The organism is Frankia sp. Cppng1_Ct_nod, from assembly GCF_920656135.1.
Classification (GTDB): Bacteria; Actinomycetota; Actinomycetes; order Frankiales; family Frankiaceae; genus Protofrankia; species Protofrankia meridionalis.
Window position 1 is genome coordinate 1 of record NZ_CAKKTK010000101.1, and the last position, 14,561, is coordinate 14,561.

15 protein-coding genes are annotated in these 14,561 nt (G+C 66.5%); 9 read left to right on the plus strand and 6 right to left on the minus strand.

The window, feature by feature from the left end; translation table 11 throughout:
- A partial coding sequence (locus NBW77_RS20130) for a sensor domain-containing diguanylate cyclase (RefSeq protein WP_250280148.1) occupies positions 1-2,823 on the minus strand: 2,823 nt, incomplete at its 3' end.
- A 278-nt stretch (positions 2,824-3,101) separates the two neighbouring features.
- Positions 3,102-4,007, minus strand: a complete 906-nt coding sequence (locus NBW77_RS20135; RefSeq protein WP_131745350.1) for an alpha/beta fold hydrolase — start codon at positions 4,005-4,007, stop codon at positions 3,102-3,104.
- Positions 4,008-4,345: 338 nt separating this feature from the next.
- Here NBW77_RS20135 and NBW77_RS20140 point away from each other — a divergent pair, with 338 nt between their 5' ends.
- The gene (locus tag NBW77_RS20140) at positions 4,346-6,013 is read left to right on the plus strand and encodes an MBOAT family O-acyltransferase (RefSeq protein WP_131745349.1); all 1,668 of its coding nucleotides are present in this window, start codon (positions 4,346-4,348) and stop codon (positions 6,011-6,013) included.
- A gap of 89 nt (positions 6,014-6,102) precedes the next feature.
- Here the strand turns inward: NBW77_RS20140 and NBW77_RS20145 are convergent, their stop codons facing one another.
- On the minus strand, positions 6,103-6,654 hold the full coding sequence (locus tag NBW77_RS20145; protein ID WP_250280149.1) for a GNAT family N-acetyltransferase: 552 nt from the start codon (positions 6,652-6,654) through the stop codon (positions 6,103-6,105).
- Positions 6,651-7,946 carry a helix-turn-helix domain-containing protein gene (locus NBW77_RS20150; RefSeq protein WP_131745347.1) on the minus strand — a complete coding sequence of 432 codons (1,296 nt, stop codon included), beginning with the start codon at positions 7,944-7,946 and terminating at the stop codon, positions 6,651-6,653. Before NBW77_RS20150 ends, NBW77_RS20145 begins: the two co-directional genes overlap by 4 nt.
- Positions 7,947-8,111: 165 nt before the next feature.
- On the opposite strand from NBW77_RS20150, the gene NBW77_RS20155 reads away from it, so the two are divergent.
- The 6 genes from NBW77_RS20155 (at position 8,112) to NBW77_RS20180 (ending at position 11,749) form a co-directional block, all read left to right on the plus strand.
- Positions 8,112-8,378 carry a hypothetical protein gene (locus NBW77_RS20155; RefSeq protein WP_131745346.1) on the plus strand — a complete coding sequence of 89 codons (267 nt, stop codon included), beginning with the start codon at positions 8,112-8,114 and terminating at the stop codon, positions 8,376-8,378.
- Positions 8,379-8,528: 150 nt separating this feature from the next.
- Positions 8,529-8,771: a DUF397 domain-containing protein gene (locus NBW77_RS20160; RefSeq protein WP_250280150.1), complete on the plus strand. Its 243-nt coding sequence runs from the start codon at positions 8,529-8,531 to the stop codon at positions 8,769-8,771.
- A 182-nt stretch (positions 8,772-8,953) separates the two neighbouring features.
- Complete coding sequence (locus tag NBW77_RS20165) at positions 8,954-9,154, plus strand: hypothetical protein (protein ID WP_131745345.1); 201 nt, start codon at positions 8,954-8,956, stop codon at positions 9,152-9,154.
- 20 nt (positions 9,155-9,174) lie between these two features.
- Positions 9,175-9,561, plus strand: coding sequence for a hypothetical protein (locus NBW77_RS20170; RefSeq protein WP_250280151.1), 387 nt, complete (start codon positions 9,175-9,177; stop codon positions 9,559-9,561).
- Positions 9,562-9,604: 43 nt separating this feature from the next.
- A complete protein-coding gene (locus NBW77_RS20175) occupies positions 9,605-9,781 on the plus strand; it encodes a hypothetical protein (protein ID WP_175324638.1) in 177 nt (58 codons plus the stop codon).
- 954 nt (positions 9,782-10,735) lie between these two features.
- Entirely contained in the window at positions 10,736-11,749 is a 1,014-nt protein-coding gene (locus NBW77_RS20180) for an SGNH/GDSL hydrolase family protein (RefSeq protein ID WP_131745344.1), read from the plus strand.
- Between the two features lie 59 nt (positions 11,750-11,808).
- On the opposite strand, the gene NBW77_RS20185 is transcribed toward NBW77_RS20180, so the two are convergent.
- Positions 11,809-12,228, minus strand: a complete 420-nt coding sequence (locus NBW77_RS20185) for a hypothetical protein (protein ID WP_131745343.1) — start codon at positions 12,226-12,228, stop codon at positions 11,809-11,811.
- A 104-nt stretch (positions 12,229-12,332) separates the two neighbouring features.
- Here NBW77_RS20185 and NBW77_RS20190 point away from each other — a divergent pair, with 104 nt between their 5' ends.
- Both NBW77_RS20190 and NBW77_RS20195 read left to right on the plus strand, forming a co-directional pair.
- A complete protein-coding gene (locus tag NBW77_RS20190; protein WP_131745342.1) occupies positions 12,333-12,560 on the plus strand; it encodes a DUF4287 domain-containing protein in 228 nt (75 codons plus the stop codon).
- Between the two features lie 178 nt (positions 12,561-12,738).
- Complete coding sequence (locus tag NBW77_RS20195; protein ID WP_131745341.1) at positions 12,739-13,149, plus strand: PPOX class F420-dependent oxidoreductase; 411 nt, start codon at positions 12,739-12,741, stop codon at positions 13,147-13,149.
- An 87-nt stretch (positions 13,150-13,236) separates the two neighbouring features.
- Here NBW77_RS20195 and NBW77_RS20200 read toward each other — a convergent pair whose 3' ends face one another.
- The gene (locus NBW77_RS20200; RefSeq protein ID WP_131745340.1) at positions 13,237-14,061 is read right to left on the minus strand and encodes a Bax inhibitor-1/YccA family protein; all 825 of its coding nucleotides are present in this window, start codon (positions 14,059-14,061) and stop codon (positions 13,237-13,239) included.
- Positions 14,062-14,561: the final 500 nt, after the last annotated feature.

Consider the following 14,561-nt stretch of genomic DNA (forward strand, 5'->3'; position numbering starts at 1 on the left):
AGCGACGACGACGAGCAGACACCCGTAACGGACGAGCTGACCGGAGCGGATGTCACCGTAGAAGACCGAAGCGGGCTGCTGGAACACCAGGTAGCCACCATTGGCCAGGGTCCGCAGCGGAGCGGCAAGGGTGACCTGGTCACCAGCGCCGGCCGGATGGATCTGTACGGCCCGGCCTACCTGCAGGTTCGCCAGATCGTCGCGGGAGACCAGACGTTGCCCGATCCGAGCGGCATCCCAGGACAGCATGACCGTTCCGGAGGGGTCCACCGTGGCGAAACCACCCACGCTGAACCCGAGCGTGCCGCCGGTCTGCAGATTGGCCTCGGCCTGGGCATCACGCAACGACTCGCCGATCACCATGATCGCGACGGGCTCACCGTTACGCATCACCGGGATCGTGAGGTAGTCGCGGAAGATCCCGTCGACCTTCATCACGGACGAGTTGCCGGCCTGCCCGCCACGGGCCGTCCGCCAGGCCGCATCCCCCGGGCCGATCGCCAGCGTGGCGGACGGCGGTTCGATGGCCACAACGTCGCCGTCGAGGGCGGCCAGCGCCCAGATGTAGTTCTTCCCTCCCGCGCCCGAGGCCGCGAACAACCGCAGGATCCGCTCGTCGAGCGCCCGGTCGGTCAGTGACCAGGAGGCATCGGACGCAGACCTGATCAGATGTTGGGGGTCGGCTTTACGCGCGGAGAAGTCAGCCACGATGGTCGCCAGTTCCAACCGGTCGGCTAGGCGCTGCTTCTCGGCGGTGTGCCGTTCCTGCGTCTGGAGCCACAGGCCGACCAGCGCGATGGCAAGCAGAACCGCACCGGCGACCAGCGGCGGCCCCAGCCGGCCGAGCCAGGCGCGGACGCCGGTCGCACTTCCCCTCGGCACGGCGAACCGGGAGAAAAAACGATCGGCCTGAGCCACGCGGGGCCTGCGCTGCTCGGGCACCGGGCTCTCCTGACGGGTATCAGTGACGGACACGTCCAGATGTCGGGCACCCGATGTCGGGCTGGATCGCGGCGGTGAGGCGACCGCCACGGCGGATCGACCCCTTCCCGCCTGCTTGGCCTCGTACATCGCCCGGTCCGCCGCACGCAGGAAGTACTCGGACGCCTCAAGCAGCAGCGTCGAGGCGGCAACACCGATGCTGGCATCGATCCGAACGACCGATGTTCCCAACGTGATCGGAACGCGCACCGCTTCGATGATCCGACTGGCGGTGTCATCGGCGGACGCCTCGTCCGTGTCACGCAGCAGGATCCCGAACTCGTCACCGCCGAGCCTGGCCGCAAGATCTTCCTCGCGGACGGCCCGCGCAAGACGTTCCGCGACGATCCGCAGCACCGCGTCACCGGCATCGTGACCAAGGTTGTCGTTAACGGGTTTGAAGTGGTCGAGGTCGATGAACAACAGCGCGAACGGCGATCCGCCCGACCGTGCGGCGACGACCGCCCGGTCCAGTTCACCGGTGAACAGCACCCGGTTGGGAAGACCGGTGAGGGAGTCATGGGACGCCTGATAGCCGAGCTGCTCCTGCAGGTTCTTACGCTCTCCCACCTCATGACAGGTGATCAGCACACCGGCGAGCTCGGGACGGTCGGTGAGGTCGCTGGCCTCCAGATCGAACCAGCGCACCTCACCGGACGCGGTGACGAGCCGTATGTCGAATGCGGTGCCGCCGCCCGGCTCGGCGAGTAACCGGTGGATCCGACCCCTGTCGTCAGGATGCGCGAAGTCGGTCAGGACACGACCGAACCAGGACGCGGCGGTGTAGCCGAGCAGGTCCCGCACGGCAGGGCCCGCGAAAGTCATCACCCGGTCGTCGCCGACGACCACGATGATGTCGCGCACACCCGCGAGCAGCATGTACAACCGAGCTCGGGCACGCCGGGCGGTCCGCTCCCGGTACAGGCCGAACACAACAAGCCCGCCAACGCAGACCGTGAGGACACCGAGCAGGATCAGATCCCGCTGCCGCCACTGGGCCCGCAGGTCGGCGAACAGCCGGGCGGTCGGCTGCTGGAAGACAGTGGTGTACCCGGTCGTTCGCTGAACGGAGGCAAGATAGGTCATCTGTCCCGCACCGATGCCTGACGTCCATACCCGGACGGTGCCGGGGAGCAGTCCCACCAACCGCTCCGGTTCGACAACACGGCGGCCCCGCAGCGCCGGGTTCCACGACACGACCGCGACGCCTCTCGCGTCAACGTCGACGAGCCCTCCCGGTGCGCTGCCGAGGGCGCCGAGGTTTTCGTTGAGCTGCTGCGTCGCGGCCTCGTCCGCGACACTCACCAGCACTGCCCATGGCCGGTCCCCGCCCACGGGCACGACCGTCGCCCGGACCGGCCGTCCCTGCAGGGCGAAGACCTGCGACATCGCCGGCCTGCCAGCCAGCGCCGACGCCCAGGACACGCCAAGATCGCCGATGGGTATCCGCTGCCCGGCCGGGATGGTGACGATCGGCGACCCGTCCAGATCGACCAGAGCGACCAGCAGGCTCGGATCTTCCGCGGGTGTGAGCTGGAACTGCCCGAGCAGCAGCGCGTTGTGGTCGGATTGGCCGGGAGCCAGCGACAGCCCGGCAGCCCGGGAACGTATCCGCTCCGGGTCGTTCAGGCTCGATGCGTTCCCGGCTACCCGTTCGACGAACCGGGACCGGTCGGACAGCCGTGCCCGCTCCGCGTCGCGCAGACCGGCCTGCCCGATCAGCAGAACCAACGTTCCGAGCGCGGCAACCACTGTCAGCCCGGCCACCAGCGGGACGGACCGTCGCAGCTGTCCAGGACCGGCCGCCTTGCTATTGAGGATGGTCGATGCCTCAAGCAACACGGGACGGCTATCGGGTACTGAAGCTGTTCGAATGACTCTTATCCCTCGTCACAATCAGTTAACATCACTGAAAAGTACGCGAACAAAGAGCAGTAACCTCATCGAACGCTTACTTACGCGTGAGAGTACCGTGCCATCCTGTTACATCTCCGATGAGTACCCACGTACCGGTGCGACCACTCGCAGTGCGTCACAGAAGTGACCGTAGTCGACACCACGCCGCCCCCAGGTCGCGTGCCTTGTGGCGGTTACCGGCCACCGGGTTGGACTACCGACCGCTACACAGCGGGCGTCCGGCGCCCGGCCACCGCCACTTCGCCGCGATGGGCAACATCGTCGAGCTTGTCAAGCAGGCGGTCCCAGACCTGGCGGGGTAGATCGTGGCCCATGCCGTCGATCTCCAGCAGCTCCGCGGACGGGATGGCGGTCGCGGTGAGCCGTCCACCGGCCACGGGCACCAGCGGATCGGTGGTGCCGTGCACGACCAGCGTCGGCGTCGTCAGCCGGGCGAGAGCCGGTGTCCGGTCTTCCCCGGCGAGGATCGCGATCAGCTGGCGCGCGGTGCCGTGCGGGTCATACCGGCGGTCCCAGGCCAGCCCGGCCCCGGTACGGATCCAGGCCCGGTCCATCGGGAACTCGGTCGAACCGATGACATTGAATACCTGCTCGGCGCTTGCCACGAACGCCTCACGGCTCGTCGCGACCGGGGGTAGCAGGACGGCGGCGGCATCCGGGGTCGGCCGGCTCACCTCACACCTGCCCGTGGTGGACGAGACCGAGGTCAGGCTTCGCATCCGGTCAGGGAAGTCCAGCGCGGCGGTCTGCGCGATCAGACCACCCATGGAGACCCCGAAGAGGTGCGCGGACTCCCATCCGATGGCGTCCATCAGGCCGATGGCGTCGGCCGCCATGTCCCTGAGGGTGTAGGGAGCGGCGTCGGTGTCCCCGGACATCGCAGCCACAAGATCCGGCCGTCCAAGATGATCAAAATGGGTGGAAAGGCCGACATCCCGGTTGTCGTAGATGACGACCTGGAAGCCACGGCGCACTACCGCGCGGATGAGATCAGGATGCCAGCTGACGAGCTGCTGCCCCAACCCGCCAACCATGAGAAGCGGCAGGCCACTGGAGTCACCGTGCTGCTCGTACGCGATTTCGATGCCATTAGCCTGAACCGTACCCATACACGGAAGGTAGCGAGCGCTCGCCACCGACGCTCGTAATCCCGCAAAGTTCGGCCATAAGTCACCCATCCAGACAGCAGTGGACACTCATCCGAAATCGGGAGACGACCGACAGCCAAAAAATGATCTCATCCGGACGGGGTCCACCGCGACCCGTCAGGGCGGACTCCAATATCAACACCATCACGCGCCGGCGCTACGAACCAGCGGGTGACCGGCGAGCAAACAGCAGGCGTCACGGCGGACGTCACGGCAGGGTCCCGGCCACGACACAGCCACTCGACTACCTTAGGTAAGGCAATTGGCGCTCAGAGTGGTTGCAGTGGGGGCGGGTACGGGTGGTCTTCCCGACAATCGAGTTTGCGGCCTTCTTCGTCATGGTCATGGCAGGTTCCTGGTACCTGATGCCTCACCCAGGCCGCTGGAAGCCCTTCATCCTGTGTGCCTCCTACTTTTTCTACGGATACGCCGACCCGCGCTTCGTCCTCCTCCTGCTCGCCTCGACGGTTATCAACCAGACGGCGGCGATCGCGCTCGGCAGACGCCCCGACCGGCGCGTCCTCGCCGCGGCGGTCATATGCAATCTTGGCCTGCTGGGCTGGTTCAAGTACTACGGGTTCTTCGCTCTCTCCGTCGACCGGGCACTCGACCGTATCGGGCTTCCGGCGCCGCTCCCTCTGCTCCAGGTCGCGTTGCCTGTCGGCATCTCCTTCTTCACGTTCCAGGCGATGTCGTACATCATCGACGTCAGTCGTGGAAACATCCGTCCCGCGAAAAGTATCGACTTCGCGGTGTACGAGGCGTTCTTCCCGCATCTTGTGGCCGGGCCGATCGTGCGCGCCAGCGAGTTCATCCCCCAGCTCGCCACTCCCCGTGATCCCGGCGACGTGGAGGTCACCCGCGCGGTCTTCCTGATCGCCGGCGGGCTGTTCAAGAAGGTGGCACTGGCGGATCTGCTCGCCACGCAACTCGTCGACCCGGTCTTCGACACACCGAGCCAGCACTCGTCGCTGGAAGTACTTGTCGCCATCTACGGCTACATGGTGCAGATCTACTGCGATTTCTCCGCCTACTCGGACATGGCTATCGGAATCGCCCTTCTCCTCGGATTCCGGTTCCCGGACAACTTCGATCGCCCGTTCACCGCGGCGAGCCTGCAGGAATTCTGGCGGCGTTGGCACATGACCCTGTCCCGCTGGTTGCGTGACTATGTGTACGTCCCGCTGGGTGGCAACAGGCGTGGCCCTCGCCAAACCCGCACAAACCTCATGATCACAATGATGCTGGGTGGCCTGTGGCATGGCGCAGCCTGGACGTTCGTCATCTGGGGTGCGCTGCACGGACTGGGGCTGGTGGTCGAACGCCGGTGGGCCGGACATCGACGGCGTCCGGCCGACATGCCATCCGGGATGACCCGTGTCCGTGCCGCTCGGTCACGACCCAAGGCTCCGCCGGCCACGACATCCCTGCCGGCCACGACATCCCTAACAGCCACGACAACTTCGCCGGCCACAGACTCTACCGGCGGAATCCCCCTGCAGCGAGCACCACGGGTGATCGCTATCCGTACCAACGCGGATGGCGCGGTCACCGACGCCACCACCACCCCGGCCGCGGTCACCACTGCCGCGGTCGGACGACCTGGCGCGGTACCGCGATACCGCGCCTTCGCCCGGGCCTGGCTCGGCCGCCTGGTTGTCTTCCACTTCGTCTGCGCGACCTTTGTCCTGTTCCGATCCCCTGACCTGGGAACCACCTGGAAGATCTTTCTCCGGCTGTGCACCGCACCCGGGCCCGCACCCCTGGTCACCTGGACGGTCCTGCTGGCCATCGCCGCCGGACTCGCCACCCAGGCGGTGCCGAAACGCTGGTGGCTGCACGCCCAGGACGTGTTCTCGACGCTCAGCATGTCCGGCCAGGTTGTCACGATCGTCGGAGTCGTTCTCGTCGCCCACGCGATCGTCGGGCGTCAGGACGTCGCGCCGTTCATCTATTTCCGCTTCTGAACAACGATGCAGCCCTCAGCTGGAGATACCCCGCAAGAGGGAGGAGCCGCGCCCGTTCCGGCCGTTCTACGGCCCGTCCTGACCGGCCGTCAGCCGCCGGTGCGTGCCTTCCAGGTCTCCCGGGTGATGGCGTACACGGCTTGATCCTTGCCGTGTAGGAACTCGGTGTGGTGGTAGGTCTCGCCGACCTTCTCGGCTACCCGGATCGACTGCGCGTTGTCGGCGTCGATGACGGAGACAACCTGGTCGACGGCCAGCCGCTCGAAGGCGAACCGAAGGGAGGCCTGCCCGGCTTCGGGGGCGAACCCGTGACCCCAGTAGGGCCGGCCGACGAACCAGGCCGCCTCGACCCCGGGCCATCCCGGCTCGTTCCACAGCCCCGCCCGGCCGACGAGTGCGCCTGTTGCCGTTTCCACGACGGACCACAGCCCGTAGCCCCACAACGCCCAGTGCCCGAGGGTCGTTGCCATGTTCCGCCAGGTCGCGGACTGGTCCGCGGGGCCGCCGAGGTGACGCATGAACTCCGGATCGGCCCACATCGGGGCGTAGGAATCGAGGTCTTCCGCCGCGATCGCGCGCAAGGTCAGACGCTCGGTGGTGATCGTGGGGATGGTGAAGGTTGTCGCCGGTTCGCCGCTCATGATGTGGCACCGGCGGGCAGAGCGGGCCGGGCCTGCCGTAGCCGGTCGGTGAAGTCCCGTACCGCGGGGATCGCCCGGTGCGTGGGGGTGAACAAAGCGTTCAATTGACGGATTCGCTCGGCCACGGTGTGGGTGTGACTGGCCGCCAGTGTGGTGAGGACCTGCATGCCGATGGTGGCCGCCGTGTCCGGTTCCGGGGACGGGCCGAGCAGCCGTGCCATGGCGAGGTTCAGCACGGCGTGTTGCTCCTCCTCCGCGGAGAAGTCGCCGTTGCGGGCCTGGTAAGCCGTGATCGCTACGGGTGCCCATTCCTCGACGGTTGAGGCGTCACCGAGCCGTGCCGCGATCCCCGAGCGGAACATGGCCACCGCGGCTTCACCGACCGGTGTCTCCCCGGGTACCGGCCGGAAGTCGCCGGCCGTCGCCTCCATACGGTCCAGTGCCACCCGCGCCGCATCCGCATCCCCGAGTGCGGCATGCACCCTGGCTTCGTAGGCGGCCATCCGGGCACGGACGTAGGGATGGTCCCAGCGGTCCGCGGCACGCAGATGGTCCAGCGCAGCCGTATAACGGCCCGTGTAGTAGTCGATCGATGAGTGCAGCGCGGCCACGGATGCGGCAAGGACGGGTTCGCCTGCCTCGTCGGCGTAGTGCCCGGACAGCATCGCGAACCGCCGGGCCGCGCGCATGTCCCCGGTGTTGAAACCCATCCGGCCGAGGAAGAACGCGAACTGGCCGCCGAGCACGGTCACGCGCTGCCGGGTCTGGCCTCCCGTCCGGCTATCGAGAATGACCTCTACCTGCCGCCAGCGGTCGACGACCCTGGGCAGCAGGGCGACATGAGGAACCGACGTGTACACCACGGCGATCTCGTCGACGTCGGCTTCGAGTTCAGCGAGCGTCAACGCGCCCGGTTCCGCCGTCGAGATCCGCTGGTAGGTGTCAGCCGCGAATGCCGACGCCGCGGCCAGCGCCGAGGTCTGGAGTACCTGCCGTCGGTCCGTGGTGTCCTCCCCTCGACCCTGCCGCGGGTCGGGTGGGCTGCGACGTCGTACCCGCCGCTCCTGCCAGGCCCGTCCGCGCAGCGTACGCAGTTCCCCTCCGGCGTCCAAGGCCACGTCCAACGCGTCGATCAGGTTCTCCGACGGCACATCCCGGCCCGACTCCGCCTGCGAGACGTAGGCACGTTTGAACCCGAGCTTGGCGGCCAAGCGTTCCTGGCTGTACCCGGCGGCAAGGCGTAGTTCCCGGATGCGGGTGGCCAGCTCACGCTTTGCTCCGCCATCGCTCATCGCTGCCTCCCGGCATCCGTACCGGGGGTCGTAACCGGTTACCCGTAACCGGTTACGTACGGCCGCCTGTTACGGCCTGCCGTTACCCCACCCGCGCGTTGTGTCGTACTCGTGTCGGCACGATAACCGGCCGACCACACAGCCGATCCACGAACGGGGGATGTCGTGGTACCACCGAAAAGTTTCACCCGCCGGCCGCCGGTGTCGGCACGGATCACCCGGCACGTCTTACCGCACGCCGATGCCCATGCCGATGTTCCCGCGGACGCCGTCTTGTACGCGCTCATCGTCTACGGCCCGGACCGGCAGCCCGTCGAAGTCGTCCTACCGTTCCCGACCGTCAGCGCCGCTGACCATCACGGGCAGAGCGGCAACCTTGACGGCCGCGTCGTCCCGATCACGTTTCCGTTCCGTCCCCGCCAGGGGTCCTGAGACCAGGCCCCTTCGGGTGTGGCCGTACTCCGCGCCCGGGGGACCTGACCGACGCGCGCCGGCCCGCCTTGCCCCGCCCCTGCCTCGTCGTTGTGGACGGATGGTGCGGGCCGGCGCGTGCACCAACCCCCACCACAGAAAGGATCAGCCATGTCCGAGAACCGCACCCGTACCCGTAAGCCCAGCCTCGCTGGCTTCAACCCCGAATCGGTCGACTGGCGGATCTCGACGTTCTCCAACGGCGCAGGCGGCATGTGCGTCGAGGCGGGCCAGTTCGACGGCGGGGTCGTCGTCCGCGACTCCACCCGCCCGACCGGATCCGTCCTCGCCTTCTCCCGCGCCGAATGGGCCGCGTTCATCGACGGCATCGAGAACGGCGAGATGCGCTTCTAACCCGACCGCCGGAACGTCCAGGGCACGTCTCTTCACGGGGGGAGACGCGCCCCGGGCACGACGATGCCCCTGCCGGGCACAACGGGGGCCGTCGCGTCCCGAGGCGGCCCCTCTTTACCGCTCCGGCCATGTGTGGTGCCTCTCCGCGGGCGGAGTGCTCCATCTTCTGTGAGGAGCACGGCATGACTGCTGTGGCAGAGGCGGACGCGGCAACAGCCCGTTTCCTGATCCGGCCGGACCTGTTCGACCGGTTGGTCGACCGGTTGGTCGACCGGACGGTGGTGAAGGTCGAGGGAGACCGCGACCTCGCCGGTCTGCACCTGCGGTGGACCGTGCGGGACTGGTGGAGCCGTCTACGCGAGAGGCCGCACCCGACGTCGTAGCGGGCTGGGACATCGACGCCATGGACCGGTGGACTGCCCTGGTGTCGGAAGCGGTGGAGGGCGACCGGCTCGTTCACACCGATCTCCACGGTGACCAGTTCATCATCGGCGCCGATGGCGCGATCCACGTGATCGACTGGGGGTGGCCTGCGGCGGGCGCCGGGTGGGCCGACACCGCGTTCATGGTCATCCGGCTGATCGAAGCTGGCCATTCCCCGGGGGATGCCGAGGCGTTGGCGGCAACACGGCCGTGCTGGACGGCGGAACAGGACGAGCTGGCCGCCTTCACGGCCTTCGTCGCCGGCTTGTGGACTTACCGCGCGGTGAACAACCACAACCACGGTGCATACCGAGCACAAGCCGCGCGCGACTACGCTGCATGGCGTGTCGGCGTTGCCGTCGGCTGACGGGTGACTGTCGTGTCCCTGTCGCCTCCCGGATAAGAGGGGGGTGGCGTCACGCCCACGGCTACTCAAGACCCAACACGGCCGATGTCCGGTCTGCGGCGACTTTCTGCTTCACGCCGACCACGAGCCACAGAACCCGCGCGAGTGGGAACAGTGGCTCACCGCCATCCACGCCACCCTCACCGGCAACCCCTGGCTCCTTACCCCGGCCGCCACCTGACAGCAACATCATCACGAGGGTCAGACCCGCGAATGGACACGGGTGTGGGCTTCTCTTCGTGGACCTGTGCCATGAGTATCTTGAATACTGGCTTGCCCGTAAAACTTTTGACCTCGAAATGGAGTTGCATTGCGGAACCCCCACCTGACAGTTCAATCAGCTCGAACTTCGGTTCGACCAGGTAGGTTATTTCGCCGCCTTCAACTCGATAATCGAACGTTCCGTCAGTCGTACGTACGAATTTTTCTGAGGTCCAGTCAAATGAGCCAGTTCGATTAATTGGAATTTCGGCCGGCGCCGCAAGAAGATCACGTGGCCGTTCGGTATTAATTGTTACTGGCGCACGCAGCGAGACAGATGCATCCCCGTCATCCTTTTGCGCATCCCGGCAGTATCGTTAATGCAAGGATGGGAGGGAAAAGGAACAGTTTCCGCATTCGCACGATGATCTTAGGCTCCCAAGTTGTCCTGTCGATGCCACGTTGCGTATCGGGAGCCTCATGGTAGCGGAAGGCCTTGTTTGTGGCGCAACTGATAGATCAGTGGGCTTGATCCGGGCCTGATCGCATCGGTCCGCGCGCCGTGCGGCCGGACACGCGTTGGACACGCGAGAGCCGGCTATCATCACCAATCGGCGACAATAGGTGATGAATCAAATCGATGTTTATCGGGATAAACGAGGAACTATGGTAACCCGCACCAACCACCGATAAGGGTCGGACGGAATTCCGCTTCTGAACAGCGATCAGGGAAAGCGGCAGAATGATCGACTTGCCGTCCTGGGTCATCCGTACTCAGATACGCAAGGTGATGGCAGTACCACCTCATGCGACGGGAGTACCCGGGTACCCGACCGTGCCCCAGGGATCCGACCACGGTGCGCATACCCGCAGGTCCGGTACCCGCAGACACAGTCCACCCCGCCACGCCCCGGGGTCCGCGCCGGGAAGCACCGTGTCAGCCCGGCAGGCGGCCAGACTCGTCGCCACCAGCCTCGGCCTGCTACTCATTCTGGACGCCTCGGGGATGGTGCATGCCGGCGAAGGTATGCCTGCCGGACGCACCCGCAGCCTCGTACTCGCGGTGGGACGTCCGGTCGACCGGGTCACGAGCGCCACCGGGCTCGACGGACTCACCCGCGCCCTGGCCTCGACTTTCGGGCACGAGGCACCCACCGACAGTTCCTCGGGACTGTCAGTAGTAGAACGGCCAGCCGCATCCGGTACATCCGGTACATCCGGTACATCCGACGCGGCCGACGCCCCGGGGGGCATCTCGCCGCAGCCGTCCGGCACCGCCCCCGCGCCGGCGCCGTCGCTGCGCGTCCCCACCGCGCCCGACCCACTGCGGCTCCTGGTGACCGGGGACTCCCTGACCGACGGACTGGGACCGACGATCGCGGCCGGGTCCGAAGGCGCCGTCCACACCGATTCCGACACCCGTTCCGGCACCGGACTCGTCCGTCCGGACTTCTTCGACTGGGCCACGCATGCCCGTGAACAGATGGCAAACCGCGATCCGGAGGCAGTCACGGTCACCCTCGGCGGCAACGACGGGCAGGAGATCACCATGCCGGACGGCAGGGTCCTGCCCACCGGGTCACCCGAATGGCTCGCCGAGTACCGGCGGCGCACGATCGTGGTCATGCAGATCTGGTCCGGCGGCGGCAGGCGGCAGGTCTACTGGATGAGCCTGCCCCCGGCCCGTGAGCCCAAACTCAACGGCTTTTACCACCAGATCTCCGGCGTCGCCGCGGATGCCGCGCAGCAGGTGCCGGGCGTCCACTTCGTGAACGTCAGCGACCGACTGTCGAAGAACGGCGCCTACAGCAGCTACCTCACCGACGACAGAGGGAAGACCGTGCTCGCCCGTACCACCGACGGCGTCCACCTCACCCTCGACGGAGCCCGGATCGCCTCCGACATCTTCCTCGCACAGATCAACGCCGACTGGCACATGATCCGCTGACTCCCGCGGATGACAGTGACTCCCGCGGACAGGAGCGCCCGTCTCACGGTCTGGATCCCTCACGGTCTGGGACCGTCCAGATCCGCGCGAGCCGTCCGGACGGCCAACCGAGCCCGCTGCGCGATGTCGTGGCGGCGGTCCGGTCCCCGGACCTCGGCGCCCGCCGCCTCACCCAGGACGTCCTCACCCGAGGCGTCCGCAAACAACGCTTCGACCACGTCGTCGGCCAGCACGACGATCTGATCGGCGAGGGCGTGGTCGGCCAGGTGCGGCGGCAGGACACCTGCGGGTGCGCCGGAGCCTGCCTCACGTCCCAGGTGGACAAGTTCGACAACGAGTTCGCGAACCCGCTCGGCGCGGGTACCGCTCGATGCGGCCTGCACCCGCCACGCACCCGGTGTCCATCCATGGATCCGGTCGTACAGCCGCCGCACCTCGCGGATCAGCTCACGGGTGACCAGGGGGCCCACGTCCGACATCGGCGAAGGTTATCCCATGACAGTCGTGGCGGCTCTTGCCGTTGTTCGGCTGGTGGTGCACGCTCCTTCCATGGTTCGTTGACCAGTACGTGTTGGAGGCGCCAATGTCGCTACAACGCTCCGAAGAGACCCACCACAGCCTTATCGAGCGAATTCCCAGAATTACCGGACATGATGTCGCCCACTGGCTCGGATGTCTCGACCGAGGGCCGGGTCTGCTCCGCTTCACCGAACGTGTGAACTGGCTGCGGGACGAGCACGGCCTACCCCACTGCTATGCGGCAGCCGTCGTCCACGAAGCCGATCTGCGCAGGCGCGCAATACGTACCTGAAGGGACTATCACTTCCGCGAGATGAAGTGCACTCGCCCGACCTGGCCTGACGCCAGCGCACTCACCGTACCGCCACGGAGCCCCGCTGTCCTGCTCGCCGACGAGCCGGGAGCGGGCGCGGTGTCGCCAGGCCGGGTGGGGAGTGTTTCGAGACACGCTGTAGGCGAGAATCTGTCCCGTGGACATCGACGCAGCACGGGATTACGTGCGTGAACACCATCAGGCCGTCCTTGCGACATTTCGCAGGGACAACACCCCACAGATGTCACCGGTCATCGTCGGAGTGGACACCGACGGTAATCTGATCGTGAGTAGTAGGGAAACCGCCTACAAGGTCCGTAACCTGCGCCGGGACCCGCGAGTAATTTTGTGCGTATTTCCGGACGGATTCTATGGGCCCTGGGTCCAGATAAGCGGTCGTGCGCGCATCATCTCCGTCCCGGATGCCATGGAAACACTCGTCCACTATTACCGCTCGCTGTCGGGCGAGCACCCCGACTGGGAGGAGTACCGGGAGGCCATGGTTCGCGATCAGCGCTGTGTGATCAGCATCGAGATCGAACACGCGGGTCCGGACCGTTCCGGGTGACCCGCTCGAGGATCCGTCCCTGTCCTGTCGCGCCACGCGAGACAGGACAGGGACGGATCATACCCGTCAAGATCCCAGAGGACCGCTTCAGCCCCGGAGCTTCGACAGCAGACGGAGTATCTCGATGTACACCCAGACAAAGCCGACGAGCAGACCGAAAGAGGCCCGCCATGCCTCCTCGCGGGGCGCACCGTCGGCAATCGCACGCTCGATGTAGTCGAAGTCGAGGATGAACTGAAGGCTCGCGACCACCAGGACCGCGACGCTGAACAGGATGCCGAGCGGGGACGCGTCATTGATGATCGGAAGATGACTGCCGGAGACAGCCCTGATCACCAGGTCAAGCAGACCTAGCATGATCACACCGAGCAGTGATCCATAGACGATCCGGGCCATTCGAGGGGTCGCCCGCAGCCGGCCGCTGCGGTAGGCCACGAGCATGGCCACGAAGACCACCGCGGTGCCAAGCAAGGCCTGGAGCACGATCCCGGAGTAGGCGTCTTCGAAGGAGCGGGAAACCGCACCCACGAACAGGCCTTCGAACCCCGCGAAGACCACGATCAGCGGAGGCTGGAGCCGTCGGCCGAAAGAAATCACGAAGGACAGCGCAAGCGCGGCGAGCGCGGCGACAAGCCCGATCCCCGGGATGCTCGGCGCGAGTACCCAACCGACCGCCCCGGTGATCGCGGCGATGGCGAACAGACCCAGGGTGTGCATGACGACGTCATCGATGGTCAGCCCGCTGGGCGCCCGGTACAGACCCGCGAGCTGCTCAGGTGTCGCGGTAGGAGGTGCACCCGCAGCCGGCGGGTGCGCCTCGGAGCCGGGCCATGGCCCAGGTGCCGGCTGCGCCGGCCGGCCAGCGAACCCACGTCGACTGAACACCGGGTTCGACGAACGCATCTCGGCCATCAGGACACGACTCCTTCCACCACCCGCATCCAGTCGGGCGCATAGATCACAGATGCCATCAAGCCCGTTATCGACCTTGGTGAACCCGACCGATCAACGAACTTTTCCGAGACAAGAGTAGAACGCTCCGCAAGGTCACCGCGTTCCTCCCTCGGCAGCCACGCCGTCACCCGCCGGCACACCGTCACGGGGTCACCCACCGTCACGCCGGCACCCGCCGGCACGGACCGCCGAGTCCGGACAACATCGGCCCCCAGCGACCGCCCGACAGCACCGGAAGGATCAACGTTTCCGAAGTCGGAGCACCCGACCAGCACGACACCGTCACACTGCAGGACGATCGGGCATTCAGACGAATAGTCTGATGGCATGGCAAGATGTCGGCCGGAATGATCCGGCCGACATCTCATGGACAGCCGTCTAGAGCACATGAATGTGCCGGTGGTCGGAGTCGAACCGACACTCGAGCTGTTTTTAGGACAGCCTCCTCTGCCTGTTGG

Excerpts from the sequence above, each read along its gene's own strand:
- NBW77_RS20135 (WP_131745350.1), bottom strand. The coding sequence starts at position 4,007 with ATGGGTACGGTTCAGGCTAATGGCATCGAAATCGCGTACGAGCAGCAC.
- NBW77_RS20145 (WP_250280149.1), bottom strand. The coding sequence starts at position 6,654 with ATGAGCGGCGAACCGGCGACAACCTTCACCATCCCCACGATCACCACC.
- NBW77_RS20150 (WP_131745347.1), bottom strand. The coding sequence starts at position 7,946 with ATGAGCGATGGCGGAGCAAAGCGTGAGCTGGCCACCCGCATCCGGGAA.
- NBW77_RS20160 (WP_250280150.1), top strand. The coding sequence starts at position 8,529 with ATGTCCGAGAACCGCACCCGTACCCGTAAGCCCAGCCTCGCTGGCTTC.
- NBW77_RS20165 (WP_131745345.1), top strand. The coding sequence starts at position 8,954 with ATGACTGCTGTGGCAGAGGCGGACGCGGCAACAGCCCGTTTCCTGATC.
- NBW77_RS20170 (WP_250280151.1), top strand. The coding sequence starts at position 9,175 with ATGGACCGGTGGACTGCCCTGGTGTCGGAAGCGGTGGAGGGCGACCGG.
- NBW77_RS20185 (WP_131745343.1), bottom strand. The coding sequence starts at position 12,228 with ATGTCGGACGTGGGCCCCCTGGTCACCCGTGAGCTGATCCGCGAGGTG.
- NBW77_RS20190 (WP_131745342.1), top strand. The coding sequence starts at position 12,333 with ATGTCGCTACAACGCTCCGAAGAGACCCACCACAGCCTTATCGAGCGA.
- NBW77_RS20200 (WP_131745340.1), bottom strand. The coding sequence starts at position 14,061 with ATGGCCGAGATGCGTTCGTCGAACCCGGTGTTCAGTCGACGTGGGTTC.